13 protein-coding genes are annotated in these 19723 nt (G+C 35.7%); all 13 read left to right on the top strand.

Annotated features, from left to right (window positions below; all coding sequences use genetic code 11):
• Nucleotides 1–23 precede the first annotated feature (23 nt).
• The 13 genes from ACHRVX_RS04555 to ACHRVX_RS04495 all read left to right on the top strand — a co-directional run bounded on the left by ACHRVX_RS04555 (nucleotide 24) and on the right by ACHRVX_RS04495 (nucleotide 19719).
• Nucleotides 24–1601, top strand: a complete 1578-nt coding sequence (locus ACHRVX_RS04555; RefSeq protein ID WP_395329668.1) for a phage tail sheath family protein — start codon at nucleotides 24–26, stop codon at nucleotides 1599–1601.
• A 232-nt stretch (nucleotides 1602–1833) separates the two neighbouring features.
• Nucleotides 1834–2301: a phage tail protein gene (locus ACHRVX_RS04550; protein ID WP_213299414.1), complete on the top strand. Its 468-nt coding sequence runs from the start codon at nucleotides 1834–1836 to the stop codon at nucleotides 2299–2301.
• Entirely contained in the window at nucleotides 2291–2761 is a 471-nt protein-coding gene (locus ACHRVX_RS04545) for a phage tail protein (RefSeq protein WP_395329666.1), read from the top strand. Before ACHRVX_RS04550 ends, ACHRVX_RS04545 begins: the two co-directional genes overlap by 11 nt.
• Nucleotides 2762–2768: 7 nt before the next feature.
• A complete protein-coding gene (locus ACHRVX_RS04540) occupies nucleotides 2769–2939 on the top strand; it encodes a DUF5908 family protein (protein ID WP_395329664.1) in 171 nt (56 codons plus the stop codon).
• A gap of 12 nt (nucleotides 2940–2951) precedes the next feature.
• A complete protein-coding gene (locus ACHRVX_RS04535; RefSeq protein ID WP_395329662.1) occupies nucleotides 2952–3629 on the top strand; it encodes a hypothetical protein in 678 nt (225 codons plus the stop codon).
• Nucleotides 3626–5425 carry a type VI secretion system tip protein VgrG gene (gene vgrG / locus ACHRVX_RS04530; RefSeq protein ID WP_395329660.1) on the top strand — a complete coding sequence of 600 codons (1800 nt, stop codon included), beginning with the start codon at nucleotides 3626–3628 and terminating at the stop codon, nucleotides 5423–5425. Before ACHRVX_RS04535 ends, vgrG begins: the two co-directional genes overlap by 4 nt.
• A 296-nt stretch (nucleotides 5426–5721) precedes the next feature.
• Nucleotides 5722–6021 carry a PAAR domain-containing protein gene (locus ACHRVX_RS04525; protein ID WP_395329658.1) on the top strand — a complete coding sequence of 100 codons (300 nt, stop codon included), beginning with the start codon at nucleotides 5722–5724 and terminating at the stop codon, nucleotides 6019–6021.
• Nucleotides 6014–6445, top strand: coding sequence for a GPW/gp25 family protein (locus ACHRVX_RS04520; protein ID WP_395329657.1), 432 nt, complete (start codon nucleotides 6014–6016; stop codon nucleotides 6443–6445). The genes ACHRVX_RS04525 and ACHRVX_RS04520 overlap by 8 nt, the downstream gene beginning before the upstream one ends.
• On the top strand, nucleotides 6445–10161 hold the full coding sequence (locus ACHRVX_RS04515; RefSeq protein ID WP_395329655.1) for a hypothetical protein: 3717 nt from the start codon (nucleotides 6445–6447) through the stop codon (nucleotides 10159–10161). Before ACHRVX_RS04520 ends, ACHRVX_RS04515 begins: the two co-directional genes overlap by 1 nt.
• A complete protein-coding gene (locus ACHRVX_RS04510; RefSeq protein WP_395329653.1) occupies nucleotides 10162–12930 on the top strand; it encodes a hypothetical protein in 2769 nt (922 codons plus the stop codon).
• Nucleotides 12914–16606: a contractile injection system tape measure protein gene (locus ACHRVX_RS04505; protein ID WP_395329651.1), complete on the top strand. Its 3693-nt coding sequence runs from the start codon at nucleotides 12914–12916 to the stop codon at nucleotides 16604–16606. Before ACHRVX_RS04510 ends, ACHRVX_RS04505 begins: the two co-directional genes overlap by 17 nt.
• 240 nt (nucleotides 16607–16846) lie before the next feature.
• Nucleotides 16847–18865, top strand: coding sequence for a hypothetical protein (locus tag ACHRVX_RS04500; protein WP_395329649.1), 2019 nt, complete (start codon nucleotides 16847–16849; stop codon nucleotides 18863–18865).
• Between the two features lie 11 nt (nucleotides 18866–18876).
• The gene (locus tag ACHRVX_RS04495; RefSeq protein WP_395329647.1) at nucleotides 18877–19719 is read left to right on the top strand and encodes a hypothetical protein; all 843 of its coding nucleotides are present in this window, start codon (nucleotides 18877–18879) and stop codon (nucleotides 19717–19719) included.
• Nucleotides 19720–19723: the final 4 nt, after the last annotated feature.

Below are 19723 nucleotides of genomic sequence, written 5' to 3'. Positions count from 1 at the left end.
ATGAACACTAAAATCAAGAATCAATGAATTTATCTACCATCCAGACTCCTGGTGTTTACATTCAAGAATTAAATGCTTTCCCAAACTCGGTTGTAGCAGTTGCTACGGCAGTTCCGGCATTTATTGGGTACACACCTCAGGCATCATACGAAGGGAAATCGTATACAAATGTGCCTGTGAGAATCACATCATTTGCTGATTTTCAAGCTTTTTTCTGTTTGCCTGATCCTCCTGCTCCCGCGAGTCCGGCGAAACAATATAGTCCTGAATATTACTTAGTGCAACAAAAAAGTCAGCCCAAAAAAGGCGACTATATGCAAATTGGTGCGTCGTTTTATTCTATCGTTCCGGATCCTAACACGGTTTATTATTTGTATAACAGCGTCAGGCTTTTTTACGAAAATGGCGGTGGTGATGCCTATATCGTTTCGGTTGGACCTTACGGACCTGCGTCGCAAAAACCTGGAACACCCGGAATTCCGGTTGTAAACCCAAATGTTGAATTAAACGATTTAACCGGAGGTCTTGCCTTGTTATTAAATGAGCAGGAACCAACGATGTACATTTGCCCGGAAGCCACTTTATTAAGTGTTGAAAATAATGGAACCTTAATGCAGGAAATGCTTTTGCAATCTACAAAAATGCAAACTGCAATGTGTCTGTTTGATATTATTGGCGGTGATGATCCGGATCCAATTTTGTATACGCAGGACATTTCAAATTTCAGAATGAACACTGGTTCTGTCGGGTTGAATTACGGAATGGCGTATTATCCTTTCATAGGAACAACCATCATGCAAAACACTGATATTGATTATACAAACTTATTTGGCGGAGATTTAAAACAATTAGAAGCGATTCTTAATCCGCCAAGCGCACCTAATCCTGCCGTTGCCTCTATTCTTGCCAATGCTCAGGCGCCTAACAGCACTTTGACGGTAACGCAAAACAACAATGCCTTATTAATTGCGAGTCAGACATATTCATTAATCATCAAACACGTATTGGCAGATGCTAATATTTTGCCTCCAAGTGGTGGAATGGCAGGAGTGATTACTACAACAGATAATATGATTGGTCCGTGGGAAGCGCCAGCGAATACCTCGATTGTGGGAGCGGCTTCATTGCCCATTTCAATTTCCGAAAGTCAGCAGGCAAACTTAAATGTTGACGCTGTTTCCGGTAAATCGATCAATGCGATCAGAATGTTTAACGGACTGGGAATTTTAATTTGGGGATCCAGAACACTGGACGGAAATAGTCAGGACTGGAGATATGTTCCGGTGCGCAGAACGATGATTTTCCTGGAGCAATCCTGTAAACTCGCAGCTCAGGCGTATGTGTTTCAGCCAAATGATAAAAATACCTGGGAAGCTGTTATTTCTATGATCAGCAGTTTTTTGAATTCAATATGGAAACAAGGCGGTTTACAAGGCGCAAGTGCTTCTGACGCTTATTCTGTAGCTTGTGGATTAGGATCTACCATGACAGGTGATGATATTTTAAACGGATTTATGAATGTGACTGTGAAAGTTGCAGTGGTACATCCGGCTGAATTTATCGTGTTGACTTTTCAACAGCAAATGGCAACTTCAAGTTAAATATATAATCCTATTCGTTGCGCATAATTGATTTAACAGATAAAAGCATAGATTTTTTTTTGTACGCATAAAGGCATTTCAATTAAACGCAGCTAAGTATGTGAAAGAAATGTATTTCTTTTTTGTGATCTAATTAAGCATACAACCTATGTTTCTATGTGTTAAGAAAATTTTCACCAAAACAAAAACAAGTTTAAAATCTAGTAAATCTTTAATTTAAAAATAAAATAAAATGGCAACAGATGACGGAAGCGTACAAGGCGCAACATGGCCCATGCCTAAGTTTAGGTTTGAAGTAGACCTGGGAACTGAATTAACAAAAGTAGCTTTTCAGGAAGTTACAGGAATGGATGTCGAAAATCAAATTATAGAATATCGCAAAAGTAACAGCCCACTTTTTTCTGTCGAAAAAATGCCCGGAATTACTAAATATGGCAATATTACTATGAAGCGCGGGATTTTTGTAAACGACAATACTTTTTGGGACTGGCATCAGCAAGTCGTTATGAACACGATTAAAAGAAGAACGGTGCTGATAAAATTATTAGACGAAAAAGGCGGCGTAACCATGCAATGGACACTAAATAATGCGTGGCCAACTAAAATTACCAGTACAGATTTAAAATCTGATGGAAACGAAGTTGCCGTTGATACTATAGAAATTGCGCACGAACAACTTATCATAAAAAATGGCGGATAGTACGGATTATCCGGTTAGCTTTTACTTTACACTTTCATTTTCAGGTGTAGATGCGGCTTTCAAGGAGGTATCAGGAATTTCTAAAGAATTAAGCATGGAAGAAATTGTTTGCGGAGGCGAAAACCGTTTTAAATACCGCCTCCCAACCGTTTCTAACAGTCAGAATTTAGTGCTAAAACGAGCCATTGTACCTGCGGGATCTCAGCTTGTAAACTGGTGTGCCAACTGCATTGATCAGGGATTATCAACTGCGATTCAGCCGCAAAATGTGATTTTAAGATTACTAAATGCCAGCGGAATCGTTTGTGTTCAATGGACTTTTAACAACGCTTATCCCGTAAAATACGCCGTTTCTGACTTAAACTCTCAGGAAAGCAATATTGCAATTGAAACGATTGAACTCGCTTATACCTATTTTGATATTTCATCAGATACGAAGTTTGATAACCTTTTTACCTAAAATAATTATGCCAATAGAAATAAGAGAACTCATTATCAAAACCGAAATCGTAAGTACAAACACTAAAAATTCGGCTATAGCCAAAGAAAGAGAAATATCCATTTTGCGGAAACAATTATTAGAAGAATGCAAAAGGTTAATTGCCGAAAAAAATCAGGAAAACAGCTATAAACGTTAACACAAAAAACCAATGGCAAGTTTAGAATTAATGAAAATAACGGGATATACAGATGAGGATTTTCAAAACAAATTCTCAGGAAATCCGTATGCTTTCATGATTAATCCTGATACTGTAAAAATACAGAAAAACATTGAATACAATGAACAACAGGCTCCGGCAACAAGCTCGGCTTCGCAAAAATACAAAAGTACGCCAAGTAATAAATTGAGTTTTGAAATTGTAATTGATTGTACCGGTATTGTCGATTCAGGACGTACGGATATGGCAACAGAAATTACCGCATTAGAAACGATAATTTATACCTATAACGGCAAAATTCACCGCCCTAATTTTGTAAAAGTACAATGGGGTCAGAATATTACTTTTAACGGAGTCCTGGATAGTATCGATATTTCGTACACGCTCTTTAAACCGGACGGAAGCCCTTTGCGAGCCAAAATATCGCTCTCCTTCAGCCAATATATTTCTCCTAAAACCGTGACCATGACAGATGCGCCGGAATCACCGGATCTTACGCATATTGTGACCGTTGTTGAAGGAATGTCTCTGCCCCAACTGTGCCAGCAGGTCTGGAACGATGATTCGTATTATATTCAGGTTGCAGGTTTTAATAAACTCAATAAATTCAGAAACCTGAATGGGATTGACAAATTAATATTTCCACCAATAAATCCTTCTAATTCATGAGTACTTCAAATGAAATAAAAAGCGGCGGAATTGCTACTTTCTCCGTTAAAATTAATGGCACTGTAATTCCGGATGAATTGAGTGTACTTTCTGTTCATATTGAAAAAAAAGTGAACCGGATTGCCATTGCTAAAATCGTAATTCTGGATGGAGAAGCCAATACAGGAACCTTTACGGCAAGCTCTTCCTCCACTTTTGTTCCGGGCGCAAAAATTAGTATTGAAGCAGGATATGATGAAACTAACGAAGTAGTATTTTCAGGTATAATTATGGCGCAGACTATCAGAATCGATAATTTAGTTGGTTCGGCTTTAGAAGTAGAATGTCGGGATGAAGCCGTAAAAATGATTGTGGGCAGAAAAAGCCTTACGTATTCCAATCAAAAAGACAGCGATATTATTTCATCCATAATAGGAACATATTCCGGATTAAGCTCAGATGTGGATGCTACAGCTACAACATGGCCGGAACAAGTGCAATATTATGTCACAGACTGGGATTATATTCTGGCTCTTGCCGAATCAAACGGATTAATTGTCACTACGATCAACGGAAAAGTTTCGGTTAATGCGCCGGATAAAACCACAACATCTGTACTTACGGTGACTTACGGAGATAATTTGCTTGAATTTAATGCAAGGTTAAATGCCACAACACAATTAGGGAATGCAACCGCAAATTCCTGGGATTTTAAAACGCAAGCAATTATAAACGGTCAGGCAACGCCAAATGTATCGGGATCAGGAAATTTAACTTCCAAAGCATTATCAGAAGTTATAGGACTTGATGATTTTCAATTGCAGACTTCGGCACCTTTAGAAACCGCAGATTTAACGAATTGGTCAAAAGCGCAAATCATTAAAAGTGAATATTCTAAAATTAGAGGAAATGCTAAATTTCAGGGTACAAATTTAATCGATCCCGGAAAGTACATGACTTTTGCCGGCGTTGGAGACCGGTTTAACGGCGATTATTTAATTGCAGGCGTCGTTCATGATTTATCGCAGGGAAACTGGATTTCTGAAGTTACTCTGGGACTATCCCCGCTATGGTTTACCGAAGAACCTGATGTTATGGCTCCGCCTGCTTCGGGACTTATTCCCGGTGCAAAAGGTTTGATTAACGGAACGGTAAAAAAGATGTTTGGCGATCCGGATTCTCAATACCGGATTTTAGTTGATGTTCCGCTATTTGATGCCAATGGCGAAGGAATCTGGGCAAGGCTTTCTAACTTTTATTCCACAAGCGGTGCAGGAGCTTTTTTCATGCCCGAAGTTGGTGATGAGGTTATTCTGGGTTTCTTAAACGAAGATCCGCGTTATCCCGTGATTTTGGGAAGTTTATACAGCTCTACCACTATAAAACCGTTTACAGGATTGGATCCAAATGAGAAAAATTCCATAAAAGCCATAGTGTCAAAATCAGGAATCTCGGTGCAATTTGATGATGAAAATAAAATCTGGACCGTTGAAACACCCAATAAAAACACCATAATTATTAGCGATAAAGACAAACAGATTACCATTAAGGACGAAAATGAAAATAGCATCACAATGTCCAGCAGCGGAATCGATATGTCCAGCCAAAAAAGCATCAGCATATCTGCTCAGGAAAGTGTAACCATCAAAGGAACACAAGGCGTAACCATTGAATCCAGCGGTGGCGATGTACAAACAAAAGGACTAAACATAAAAGAAACAGCAGACATGCAATACAACGCCGAAGGTGGACAAATGGCACAAGTCTCCGGTGGAATGGAATTGACGCTTAAAGGTGCGATGGTGATGATTAATTAGAATTTTTTTGATGTGAGATGAAAGATGAAAGAAGCAAGATGAAAGAAGCAAGATTATAGAATATAGATTATTTCTTATAAGTTTTGCAAGCTATCGCAACTAGAATCAAGTATTCCCACTCAAAACTCAAAACTCATAACTCATAATTCATAATTCATAATTCATAACTCAAAACTAATAACTCATAACTCAAACTAACATCTTTCATCTTGCTTCTTGCTTCTAACATCTTTCATCTAACAATTAACATCTAACAATTAACAACTAACAACTAACATTTAACAATTAAAAAAAATATGCCTCCAGCAGCACGACTTACAGATTTTCACGAATGCCCGATTGTGACGCCGGGTTTACCGCCAATTCCTCATGTGGGGGGACCAATTATTGGCGTAGGAGAACCAACTGTTTTAATCGCGGGATTACCTGCGGCGAGAGTTGGCGATATGCTCGTATGCGTAGGACCGCCGGATTCGATTGTAAAAGGATCAGCAACAGTAATGATAGGCGGATTACCCGCCGCAAGAATGGGAGATACAACCGCTCACGGAGGATCAATTGTCCTGGGAGCATTTAACGTTATGATAGGTGGATAATACAGCACATAAAGACAACGCGTTTTTAGGTTCAGGATGGGCATTTCCTGTGTCTTTCTCTGCAGATAATCATCAGCTGAATTTATCGGCTAATGAAGCGAATATCAATGAATCTATCAATATAATCCTGAATACCAGAAAGGGCGAACGAACACTCGAAGCTAATTTTGGTTCCGGATTACAACAATTTATGTTCCGGAAAATTGACAGCACGTTAAAAGGTGAAATTACCGAAACCATCAAGTTTGCCTTATTGCGTTATGAACCGCGAATACTCGTGCAGGATATAAAAGTTGCCGCAACAGACATTACAAATGGTGTAATCGAAATACTGATCATCTACATCTACGCACAAACCAATACCAGACACAATTATGTGTTCCCGTTTTATTTAAAAGAAGGCACAAACCTAGCTCGAAAATAATGATTTTAAATGATCAAAATAGCGCCATAAAGTCACTTAACGAAGCACTCGTTCCGGATCCGCATTTAATTGACGGAAGAACGGAACAAGACTGGCTGCACTTTTTGGCGGAATTTAGCAAACTGATCAATTTCTATAACGATAAAAATAAAATAGAAGGAAACTGGAATCCGTTTTTATTAAAAGATCCCGTTTTTTTAATGGCTTCCATTTCAAAAACCAATTATAAAAACCTGCATTCATCCTATAAAAACAGCTGTTCTGAAATTCAGCGGTTAATTCAAAACAATACTAATTCCCCATCTAATGCCTTGAATAAATTATTTGATCATATTACGGCAGTTTATAAAATTATCGAGCGCTGGACCCATTATTTGCTAAGCAATAATGAAAGCTACGACCTGAAAACCTATATTATAAACGAAGTAAAAAACAAATTAAGCATTGATTTCTGGGCAATTCAGTCGTTTAGAAACTACTTGTATAAATTATCCTTTAACGGAATTTTTCTTGTTCCTGCGCCACAACAGGACTTCGATTCATTTGATAAAAACATCTGGAATATCAACAAAGACAAAAGTCCGTTTTGGGAAATTTTCGGGTTTGAAACCGAGCAGAATATTTTGCAGGCAAAAGATAAAATGACTTCTTTTTGTTTGGACATCTTAACAAAAATCGGAGATAAGTTATTTCATTTCCTTGAAACTATAATTCATCATTCCGGTAAGGAATTTAAAAAGTTAAGCCTTAAAAAAGGACATTTTCCGGACACCACACTTTTGCGCTCTTTTGTAAATATTTTGCAGTTACAGCAAAACCAATTGAACAAAATTTCAGAAAAACATCTTGATTTTTATTATAAAGATATTTTAAAACAAACCAAATTAACCGCAATTCCGGACAATGCTTATTTGTGCGCGACACTTGCAAAAAGTGATTCGGTATTTACATTGCCATCAGGAACTTTATTTAATGCAGGCGTTGATGCGCAAAAAAATCCCATTTTATTTGCTTCCAAAAAAAATGTCAGCTTAAATCCGGCCGTGATTAAAAGTGTGCAGACACTTACGTACCAAAATCAGCCCAATACTAATTCGTTTAATCTGCAAACTATCAGCAAACCAACCAGTATTCAGTTCGATCAGGACAATAAAGCCATAAGCTGGGAAACCTTTGGAACCACTACTCCAGCTGTAAATTCATTGCCTGTTGGGATTTCTTTTGCTTCGCCAATGCTCTTATTGCGTGAGGGACAACGCACCATCACTTTAACGCTTGAATTTGATTCGGCAGTTGATTTGCCATTATTACAAAGTGCAACTTATTTTTTAAGCACACAAAAAGACTGGTTTAAATTAGTATTGCTTCCTACTGATTTTCAATTGAATGCATCAATGCCCAATACGGTTATAATTACTATAAATATTGATCAGACACAACCTTCAATTGAACCATTTTTAATTCATCCTGACGGTTTAACAAGCGATTGGCCCATGATGAAAATAGTGTTTCAAACGGTTTCAAACCCTAATATGCCGCCTAAAATAGTACAGCTGACGATTGCCGTAAATATAACCGGAATCAAAACTTTTCAATTGTATAATGATTTTGGCGAATTAAACACAAAAAATCCTTTTCCTCCTTTTGGACCAATTCCGCTGGTAAATGCCAATTTTATAATAGGCAATAATGAAATATTCAGTAAACCGCTCGACAGCCTTTTAATAGAAATTGACTGGGACAAAAGACCAGCTGATTTTGAGAATTATTACACCGCATACAATCAATATTGGTATGTTTTAAACTACCCGGCTAAACCAACCAGTTTTACCTCTGAAGTGGAGGATAAAATCAAAAACATTTTTCATAAAAAGATCGTTTTACCCACTCCTGTTATGCCTTTTTCAAACAAAGCTTTTACGGCTAATTTTAATATAATGCAGGGAAAATCGTGGCAAGGACTTACAATGACCAAGATCGAAAATAAAGACAGCGATTCGGTTTTTGTACCCACTACTGAAGTTTCGTCTCCCGTATATTTATTTGGTCAGGAAAAACCGGATCCTAAACAGCCCATCCTTGCGACATCAAGCAGTGTATACCTGTATTACAAAACCAATACATCACAAATCGCAACAATTCCGTTTCAGGCAGATCCAAATATCCAAAAAGAACCTTTAAAATTCACCGATGCCAGTTCATCAGGATTTTTAAAAATGACTTTATCAGGTTGTGAATATGGTTTTGGTTCAGAATTATATCCTAATGTTGTCGCTAATATTGCGCTTCAAAACGGCAATAAACTGGCAATGGCAAAAGATAAGGAAGTGACTGATTTTGTAGCATCGGCTAATTTGCCATTTGCGCCAAAAATCAAAACTTTTTCCGCCACCTATTCTGCGAGTGTTACTTATAAACTCGACGGTACAAATCCGGATTATCCGTTTCAGTATTTCCTTTATTCGCCATTTACTACCTATAGTTTATTTGACAGCAGTACAATTGATACAACGGAAACAGTAATAAATACCACAATTACAGGAGTTTTAACAACTTCAATCGCAAATGGTTTTCCGCTTTATCCGTCTTTTAATTATACTGGGGCATTATTTATTGAACTGACTGATTTAATCTGCAACAGCTCCCTAAATTTATATTTTGAATTAGCCCGAAATACCACTGCAATCACGACCGGAGACAGCGTTCAATTCTACTATTTAACTAAAAATGGCTGGAGCGAAATAAAAGCATTATCTGATGAAACAGATCAGTTGAGATGTTCCGGAATTATAGCTATCCCAATTCCCGCAGATTGCCTGAACAACGCAATGTTCATGCCCGGAATCAACAATTGGATTGCCATTACCGTTACCGGAAAACCCGAATCGTACTCTAAAACTACCTTTTTACAAACCAATGGTTTTAGTGTTGAAAGAACAGGAACTGCCTTTTTATCTGATACAGAAAAACCGGAAATCAACAGTAATATCATTACAAAACCGGAAACAAAAATTCCGCAGATAGCAACAATAATTCAGCCTTTTGCATCCTTTGGCGGAAAAGCCGCAGAAAATAAAACCGACAGAAACCGACGAGTAAGCAATAGCATCAAAACCAAAAACAGAGCAAGTTCTTCAGCAGATTATTTTACTTTGATCGCTGAAAATTTTAATGATGTTTATTATTCAAAAACCGTAACCAAAAACCACGATAACAGCTGTAATGTTTATCTGGTCAAAAAAATGAAACAAAACGATGCCAATGCTTTTATGCCTTTAGTAGACAATTCGTTAGAAATTAAAGTGGAACAGTTTCTTAAACAAAATTCTTCACCATTTATCAACTTAACTGTGAATAATTTTAATATAGAATATGTTTGTATTGCGACCCAAATCAGCATTAAAAGCGGTTATCAGGAAACGCTTATTCAAAAGAATGTAAGCCTTGCGCTCAAATTGTATTTATCGCCCTGGATCAAAGATTGTCCGGCTCAAATAGACATTGACACACCATTGATTAATGCCAAAGTCAGCACTTTTATTCAGACTATTGAAGGCGTTGCCACCGTTAAAAACGTCTATTTTTCAAGTTATTACATTAATACTGCAACAGGCTTGCAAACCCGTTTAAAACAAAACAAAGAAACCTTAAAACCGCACGGACCCATAACACTATTGGTTTCAGCGCCTAATCACGATATTACTTTTTTATCATAAATGGATACAATAAACCACATATCAAAAACCAAACTCCCTTCGCATCAGGATTTTAATTTCCTGAAAGGTGAAGCGATCGATTTTATCCAAAATCATATTGGGAAAGAGTGGACCAATTTTAATCCAAGTGATCCGGGAATGACAATTTTAGATCAGTTTTGTTATGCCTTGACGGAATTAGGATATTGTACTGATTTTTCTATTCCGGATATTTTAACAGATGTTACGGGCAAAATCGCTATTGACGATCAGTTTTATCTGCCGTACAAAATATTGACAACTTCGCCTTATACTATTAATGATTATAGAAAATATCTTATTGATGGAAACGAAAATATCTTTAATGTTACCATAGTTTCCTATAACAATAATATTTTCCCTATAAACAGAATTTATCAGGTGTATCTTTATATCAATCCGGATATTATTGATGTCAATGAATCTAAAAACATATGCAAATCGGCATTTTATTATTTGAATAAAAGCCGAAATTTAGGTGAAATTTTTAATCTCCCAATTGCTTTACAAGCTCAAAACTGCTGGATTGGCGGAAAAATAGAAATCACAAAAGAAGTTGATCTTTATGTGGTTTTACTGGAATTACAAAGTGCAATACGTGAATTTATATTTGCAAAACCGGCACAATTAAGTTTTGAAACCTTAATTGCAAACGGATACAATGCTGCAGCAATTTATGATGGTCCGTATTTAAAAAATGGCTGGATTTTAAACGAATCCCTGACTGATAAAATCGATCAGATAAAAGCAATCGATTTAATTCCGGTAATTGAATCCGTGACCGGAATTGTAACCGTATCAGGTTTACAGCTTTATCAGGATGAAAAAATAGTTTCTGTTTTGCAGGCTACAGTAAATCAAATACTATCGATTGATATTTTGGGTTCGTATAAAAGTAAAAATCTAACGATAACCTGCAACGGAAAAGAGGTTCCTTTTGATGCGTTTGGACCATTAATGATAACGCCCGATAAATTTGAAGAAACTACGGCAAACTTAAACAATAAGGCACATTTGAAATTGCCAAAAAGCAATTTCAGGGATATTAATACCTACTATTCCATTCAAAATACATTTCCGCAGCAATATAATATTGGAGCAGATAAAGTTGCCGATGATTCGGCGCCAATTCAGGTCGCACAATCCCGACAATTAAAAGGATATTTAACCTTATTTGATCAAATACTGGCGAATCAGTTTTCGCAATTGGCAAATGTGTCCAAGTTATTTTCCTTCACAAATTCGGTTTGCGGAGCGCCATCTGACGAAGAAAATTTTTATGCGGTCAAAGATAAAGAACAGCAAAAAAATCTGGAATATCCTGTGCCTTATAAAATGTTTTCGCCAAGTTATTTTTATCAGTCTTTATATACCGTGCCGCATATTCGTCCTATTTTAAAGGACAGTAAAACTTTTGATTACAATTTTGGCAACGAAACCGAAGCGGAACAAAAAGAAACAAGTTGGTTTGATTATCAGCAGGATCCGTACAATCCGTACATTTTCGGGATGATGAAACTCATTGAGGAAGAAGATGTTAACTTAGACCGACGCAATAAATTACTGGATCATTTGCTAGCCAGACATGGCGAATCGCCTAAAATTATTGATGTCATTATCAATGATACGATTTATACGGGTGACAAACGAAAAGATCAATTGATTTTGAAAAGTCTGTATTTGCAAAACCTTGGTTTACTTACTTACAACCGACAAAAAGGCTATAATTTTCTGAGCGCATCAAAAATTGCAGATAATACGAGCGGCAATATTGATGTAAGTCTTCCTGTAATTAAGTCGAAACATTTGGGATATATCAACGAAAACACCACCGATTTTATATTTAAATCGGAACAAATTAATAAAAAAGAAAAATTAAGCAGACCGGATTTCAATAATTTCTCCGGACTTGAATTGAAACTCAATTTATTATTTGGATTAAAAAATATATACTCGAATTTCATAACATCTCAATTTGATATTCAGCAAAATAATATTGAAAATCAATTGAATACTTATAAAACAATTCAGAAAACGTTTTGGTTTAAGGAAAAACGAAATGGCAGTATTCTTATTGAAACCCTTCTTTTACTGAATCAGTTAACGTTTACTCTTGAAATCATCAGCCAAAATCAGGTCAATACGACTTTGTACAGTATTGGAAATATTGATTTTCAAACCATCAGCAATCTTAATTATGCTGTAAATACAACGGAGCAAACTACCTTAGATACTGATCTTGGGCAAGGCTATTTAATATTTTCTGATGTGCAATTTCCAGTTATTACAAAAACTTCGGAAACCATAAATACAGCAGATTATACAAAATCAGAGCTTTCAAATTATTCTTTCCGCATCACGATTGCCTCCGGAAATGGAAGTATTGCGATAGATAATTCGGTATTTAAGAAAAACATAATACTGGTATTTCCTGATTTTATTCCGGTATTACAAACAGCGGAATTTAAAAAACGACTGAAATATTTTCTTAAAAATAGTCTTCCGGTAAATGTGAGTTGCGAATGCCTGTTTTTAAGTCTTCAGGAACTGGAAAGTTTTATTCCGGATTACGTAAAATGGCATGAAAGTCTGCGCTTTAAATCAGATTTGATTCCTTTACTATCACAACAGGATTCTGCAATAATAAATAATCCGGCACCATCAGCACCGACAAATCCTGCTGAAACGGCCATCAATCTGATCACTAGTTTAACCTCAATTTTAGCAACAAAAAATGGAAGAAATAAATAGCCATATTGTATCGAGCCTAAAGTGGGAGACTACTTTTGACCAAAAAACCGAGGGTTACCGACTTCAGGAACGATTGAGTACGTGGAGTAAAATTTCCCTGCCCAGAGAAGTCGCCGCAATATTTAATGAACTTTGCCCGCCGGAACAAAGCTGGAGAATTCAATCCCTGGAACTCGATTTGGGTTCTTGTGATTATAACGATCTGGAATTTGACCTGAGCAGAAAAATACGCAGTGTACTAAAGGAAAAAATAGCCGAATTAATTCTCTATCAAAATAGTCAGAAACAAAACGGAATCGCAGTTTACAACAAGGAAAAATCAATTCTGGACAACCTGATGATTTTTTTACTGGAAGGTTATTTACCGTGGAATTATCAGAACAAACAAGGTTCTTTAAATCAGATTATGGCAGAATTACTTCAAAATAATCTACCCGAAATTATTGCCATTATCAAACAAACCGGCATGACACATGAAGAAGTAAGAAAAAGGATTTCATGGCAATTTGACGAGAAAAACATCACGAAAATAATTGGCGCGCTTGAACCTAATAACAGCGGTTCTATCATTGAATTTAATTTGATGATGACCACAATTCAGGTTAAGGAAACCATTGTACAAACGAGTACGACAAGTTTCAGGAAAAATTTGTGGTTTTTTATTCTTAATTTTTTACTGCTGGAACGCGGAACGCTTTTTAATAAAATTGCTTTCATGAAAAGCAGTATTTTACAAATGGCAAACCATTATAATATTGCTTACGCCGATCTTATTGTACTGATCGAAAATACGATTGTAAAACTGTCTGATAAAACCACTCATAACAATCATTTTATCGATTCGCTCAAAATCCTGACGCAGGAATATGAAACGCAAAAAAGCAATACTTATACGCCGGAAACGAGCCCAAATTACTGTACGCTTTTTGATCAATTATCAAAAGATAAAAAACAAAGAAAGTCTGTAACGGCAAAAAACAATTTGAACGAATTGATTGTTGCGCTCAATAATGAGAATAAAACCAAATTTAACGCGATAATAAAGCAGCTTTTAAATAATGAAAGTTTAATTGTTTCGCTGATTCCGGATTTAGATGAAACATCAATTAAAATCCTGTTTTCCAGAGTTGATGCAACACCATCTTTATTGAATATGGAAACGGTAATGTATTTGAATAAGTTAAGTAAAACACTAAAACTTAAAACGAATAGTATTGATTTATGGGAGATAGGAATTCTATTCCTGATCAAAAATAAAAATGCTGACAACACGAAATTCCTGTTGTTTTGTACGGCAGAATTAAGCAAAAGAAACAATATAAATCACGAACAATTACTGGCCTTATTTACAAATGCCAAAATTCCGGCAACGGTAAAAAACAATAACTCGGTTTTGATTTATACCACATTAAATAGTATTTATTGCGATGAAATAAGCAAGAATAATTCGAATTATCCTGCGATTCACTTTAAAAATTTAGTAAAAAAACTGGAAATAGAATTGCAAAAAAACGCAACAAAAAGTGTCTTTTTTAAAGATTTGCAAAGATCATTAATCAAGACAATTGCATTGCATCCTAAAATGGCTTTTGAAGTCATGCTTTCGTACGGAAATAAAGAGGTTTTAAAAAAAATACTTCCGTTGATTCTAAATCTGGAAATGTTGCAATTACTGATAAAAACGGCGGATTATAAAAAAACAAAACTCGTCGAGACGATTCAGATTGTCTATGAAATCCTGAATAAAAGAGATAAATATGATTTTCCCGAAGAGTTAATGACAGATCATTTGTTAGTTCTGGGAATGCAGGAAATGCTGTTTCATCCAGAACATAGTTCCTCTTTATTTCTGGAAACCATTATTGTACAATTGTCAAAAAAAGTAACACATACAAAACGCGATACCTATTTTGAGTTTATCACAAAACTGATTCAGTCAAAAAGGATAAAATCTTTTGGTGTTGCGATCAAAAAAACCTTTTTGAATCAGTTAAAAAACAATAATGCTGTTGATATACTGTCGCTTGCGTTATTAATTCAGAATACATCGCAAAACGCCCAGGTCGAGTTATCGCAATTATTGGGGAACAATTTTAATGATTCGGGATTTGTTTCTCTTCGAAAAAAGGATAAAAAAGAAAGTGACAATATCCTGCATTATTTTTTGACAAACGGAACTTTCATTAAAAACAACTGGATTAAAAAATCTTCTGTTTTTATATTAAATAAAACAAAATTGGTTTCAAATACTGATGTTGAGGAGATACTAAATGAAATATTCTGGAAAACTGTTTTACAATATTCTGCTTATCAAGGCAATGAAATTATGTTTGAAAAACTGTTGCAAAAAGAACTGAAATTGTATTTGAAAAGTAATAATCCGGAGGAAAAACAAGAAAGTATCAACTTGCTGAATGTTTTTGAAAACACCAATTTACTAAATGAAACGAGTACTGTTTCGGAAGATGCTATGATTCAAAATCACATCATTTCTCCTATATCTTTAGAAAAAAATAACGAAAATATTCTATTCACAGGAAAATTATATGATAAGGAAAAACAGGAATTGTTTGCCAGTATTATTTTAGAAAGAAAAATTCCTTTTGGATTTAATCCGTCACAAACGGTTGAAATCAAAGATATTCTGAATGAGATCATTAAAAAAGATCCTAAAACGTTTTTTAAAATAATCAAAAAAGAATTTATTCCGGAGGCTCAAATGGATTGGCTTTGCCGAAATATCAATTTTCATACTTTATGTATCGGCATAAGCCAATTAGACAAAAACAGGGAATCGTATTTACGGATTCTGGAGAAGTTCAATCATGTTTTGGGATTAATGGTGATTAAAGGAATTGCGCCTAAGGAATTGCAAAGCATTTTATTGCGAAAAGTATTAAAAGCTGCCGCAAATGATAACTGGCGGCTTATTACAATTGATAAAATCTGGAACGAATTAATCTGGGATGTTGTCACCAAAAAAGGAATTCCTAAAAAAAGTTTTTTAATTGATATTGAAAAATATATGTATCAGTTTCCGCTGTCTTTGCAACTGAGTTTCAGGGAAATTTTAAAATCAGAAAAACAAACCGTTTCAACTATTAAAAAAACAGCAATACTTTCGAATATGAATCCAATTAAACCCCATCAGAATCCAAAAACAGCTTTAAAACAAAGTATTCCAGTCAGAAATGCCGGAATCGTTCTTTTGAATGCTTATATCCCCATTTTATTTGAGCGCCTTCAACTGGTAGAAAACAACAAGTTTATAAACAATGAATTTCAAATTAATGCAGTTCAGCTTTTACAATATGTAATTACGGGAATGCATCAGACGGAGGAAACGTATTTGCCTTTGAACAAAGTTTTATGCGGTTTGCCATTAACGGATGCGGTTCCGGATTCGATCGAAATTACCGAAGAGAATCAACAATTAATCAACGGTTTAATTGATGCTGCGATTTCGCATTGGCCGGATATTGGCGATTGTTCTATAGATGGTTTCAGGGGAAACTGGCTTGTCAGGGACGGAAGTCTGGTGGAACTGGAGGACAAATGGGAACTTACGGTTGAAAAACGGGCTTATGATGTACTGATAAACAGATCTCCGTTTGCTTTTTCGATCATAAAATTTCATTGGATGCAAAAACCTTTGCATGTAATATGGCCTTATTAAAATATTGAAACTCGTTTTGTTGATTAATTTTTTAACACATAGAGACATAGGTTTATTGGTGGTAAAAAGAGCGTAAAAAAGAAATAAAATTTCTTTTCACATAGCCAGCTTTGTGGATTTATATAAAATGAAATGCCTTTTTTTAAGAATATGAAAATCTATGTTTCTATGTGTTAGAATAAAATTACAAAGCGGGAAATATCAAATACTATTTAAATTAATCAACTAAAAAAAACTATTATGAACAGCTACAATGAAAATCTACATTCTAGTGTATTGTCTTCATTAGAAAGTCAGGAAATGACTAAAAAACAATTGAGTGCGCAGTTGGATTCCTCCATGTTTACGCTTTATTATGCCGAAGGCGCAGAAATTGTGGCACAGGAAAAACTGGATAGTACGACAAAAATGTACCAGGACAATCAGCACATCAATAATGTTATGGTGGTGAATAAAAACATGTCTGACAATCTTTTACTTACTGCAAATCAGCAAAAAACATACACCACACAATCCGTAAACAATATGGCTGTTTGTGCATCAAATCTTCAAATTGCATCGAATTCAATTGTGCGTCTGGCGAGTGATATAGGCAGTATTTACAGTATTATTAATGCAGCAGATTACGGAACTCAAATTTATCAACAAGGTCTTGAAGCGTATAATTTAATCAACAAAACGGCGTATCATGCTGAGGAAACTTCCCAACATGCGATGGAAGCGTCGGCGTCAATTGCAGAAGTGGCATCGGCTACGATTGCAGACGGAGCTAAATTAACCAACACCTCTGTAAATAATTTATTGCAGGTTACAACAGCTGATTTAAATACAATTACGGCAATATTAACCGCCGATAATGCTACTAAAGCACAATCAAGCATGGCGACCAGAAGTGCCGAAGGTGCCATAAAATGCAGCAAAGTAGCGTATGAAGCTTCGAAAAAAGCCTATAAAATTAACAACGCCAAATTCAATCAGAATTTAGAAGTTAAGGTGCCAAAACCATTTGATTCATCAGAAAAAGGCAGTTTCACCGTTTCGTTTGATTATTATAAAAGTCCGTTTTCTGTTAAAGACAGAGGTCCCGAAACGCCAAATCTGGGACTGGAAAAACCGGTTCAGAACTATAATATTATAGTGGTGAAGGACAGCAAAAAATCATTTTTCAATGTTTCAACAGCCGAAGATTTATTGAATAATCCATCGCAATTTAAGCGAATTTCGGTGCTTCAGGATTCAAATACTTCGAATAAAGTTACTGTTTCGGTAGGTTTAAACGAGTTGCTGGATTCAGATAATGAACCGTTGTCTTTGGGGGAAAGTTATGTTGCTTTTTTATTAATTATTTTTTCCGAAAACTATAAAAAAGAGATCAATACGTTTGATGAATATCTCTCTGCTCCTTCTGAAACATTTACATTAACTCACACTTTAAATCAGGCAGAAAAAATCAAACCGCCTAAAGTTTCTGATGCTTCAACGGATAAAAACAAGCTTCACGATCATAAAAATGTGCCTATTACCACGATTAATTTTACGGTTGAAAAAGAAGAGAAAATAAAAATTTCTGAGGTAAATTACAGATGCCTGCTTTTGCCTTATCCGGATGATTTCCTGACAAATGCTGAATTAAACAGTCTGGAATATAAAATAGAAACAACTGAGGTTGACGAAGAAATCCTAACGGTTGAAGAGGAAGTTAAATTTTTAAAAGAAGAAATTGAAAATCTAAACAGCGGCATTACGCAGTTGACTGCTGAAACTTCTAAAGCTCCTAAAACCGATGCTAAAAACACGGCAGAATCTGATGTGGCGAAACAAAAAAACAGCAATTTTAAAGAGGCTTTGAACGAAGCCAAAGCAAAACTTGCCAACGCTGCAGAACTGCTGAAAAAACTAAATGCTGAAAAAGATAAAATCGAAAAAAACAGTCCAAAACCGGTTAAAAATGATAAAGCTTTTTTCTTCAATTTAAATCTTGCCGAAAATGTTCCTGCCGGAAATTATACTGTTGCTCAACCGGATAAAGCTCTTTTAGGATCTGATAACTGGACATTTGAAGCGTTGATTGACTCGACAACAACGGATAATTTCGGGAATCCGCTAATGGAACAAAAAAAATATATTCCTGTCATTTTATCTTTCTACAGTGGCAATGAAATTAGCAAAAGCAAATATACCAACAGCCTTTCGGACTGGGAAAATACAACGCCATTTTCGTATTCGGCAAATGAAAAAGAAACTATACCAACTAACTAATACTAAAAGATATGGAAACTCAAATATTACATTCCGGTCCAAAATTGAAAAGATACGGAATTACCGAAAAGAAAAAATCTGAACTGGATGTATTGAAAAATCAGGTAATTGACGCTCAGGCAGATGTGCAGCAACAACAGGTTATTGTAACATCACTTACCGAAAAAGCATCAAAATACCAGGGATATTTATTAACTGCCGATGCGAATCGTACGCATGCTTTGAGCAATAAAAACCTGATTGATCAGGTGGTTCAAAACGCTTATGATTTAGCGTATAATTCAAAAAATGCTTTCAGCAAAATGACTATTTCAAACGATGATGCGATTGAAGTAGCTTCAAGTGTGAGTGATTTAATCAATAAACTGATTTATTCGGTAGAAATAATCAATAAATTATCAAATCTTGTCATTAGAAAAAAAGCCTTGAATCCGTTGATTTCTGATGATTTAATCACCAGAATAAATACAGCGGGAACAGATGCAAATAATGCTGTTGCGCTTACTTTGATTGCCTTAAAATCTACCTTGGCGGCAGAAGCTTCGATTTTAGAATCTGAAGCGGCAATTACGCTGGAATACAGACAGGCAAATAAACTTTACCTGAATTTAACAGATGAAAAATCGATTGATACGCCATTGTCAATTCATCCGGTTTCAAAAACTTCGATCAGAGGATTGCTGTATAATGCGTACAAAGAAACGCAAATAGCCTATGAAAAAGCCAATTTTGCAAACGACGAAACTACAAGACAACTGAATATTGCGACCACGAATTTAAATAAGGCTCAGATCAAACTTAATTCGTTACAATCCGGTTTAGCGGCAGCAAATGCGGCGGCTTTGGCTTCGTAAAAAT

The sequence above is a fragment of the Flavobacterium sp. FlaQc-47 genome (genome assembly GCF_044006475.1).
In the GTDB taxonomy this organism is placed as follows: Bacteria; Bacteroidota; Bacteroidia; order Flavobacteriales; family Flavobacteriaceae; genus Flavobacterium.
Note: the sequence above shows the minus strand (reverse complement) of the source record. Positions and strands in the feature narration are given on the sequence as shown.

Excerpts from the sequence above, each read along its gene's own strand:
- ACHRVX_RS04545 (WP_395329666.1), top strand. The coding sequence starts at position 2,291 with ATGGCGGATAGTACGGATTATCCGGTTAGCTTTTACTTTACACTTTCA.
- ACHRVX_RS04540 (WP_395329664.1), top strand. The coding sequence starts at position 2,769 with ATGCCAATAGAAATAAGAGAACTCATTATCAAAACCGAAATCGTAAGT.
- ACHRVX_RS04510 (WP_395329653.1), top strand. The coding sequence starts at position 10,162 with ATGGATACAATAAACCACATATCAAAAACCAAACTCCCTTCGCATCAG.
- ACHRVX_RS04500 (WP_395329649.1), top strand. The coding sequence starts at position 16,847 with ATGAACAGCTACAATGAAAATCTACATTCTAGTGTATTGTCTTCATTA.
- ACHRVX_RS04515 (WP_395329655.1), top strand. The coding sequence starts at position 6,445 with ATGATTTTAAATGATCAAAATAGCGCCATAAAGTCACTTAACGAAGCA.
- ACHRVX_RS04495 (WP_395329647.1), top strand. The coding sequence starts at position 18,877 with ATGGAAACTCAAATATTACATTCCGGTCCAAAATTGAAAAGATACGGA.
- ACHRVX_RS04505 (WP_395329651.1), top strand. The coding sequence starts at position 12,914 with ATGGAAGAAATAAATAGCCATATTGTATCGAGCCTAAAGTGGGAGACT.
- ACHRVX_RS04525 (WP_395329658.1), top strand. The coding sequence starts at position 5,722 with ATGCCTCCAGCAGCACGACTTACAGATTTTCACGAATGCCCGATTGTG.
- ACHRVX_RS04535 (WP_395329662.1), top strand. The coding sequence starts at position 2,952 with ATGGCAAGTTTAGAATTAATGAAAATAACGGGATATACAGATGAGGAT.
- ACHRVX_RS04550 (WP_213299414.1), top strand. The coding sequence starts at position 1,834 with ATGGCAACAGATGACGGAAGCGTACAAGGCGCAACATGGCCCATGCCT.
- ACHRVX_RS04555 (WP_395329668.1), top strand. The coding sequence starts at position 24 with ATGAATTTATCTACCATCCAGACTCCTGGTGTTTACATTCAAGAATTA.
- vgrG (WP_395329660.1), top strand. The coding sequence starts at position 3,626 with ATGAGTACTTCAAATGAAATAAAAAGCGGCGGAATTGCTACTTTCTCC.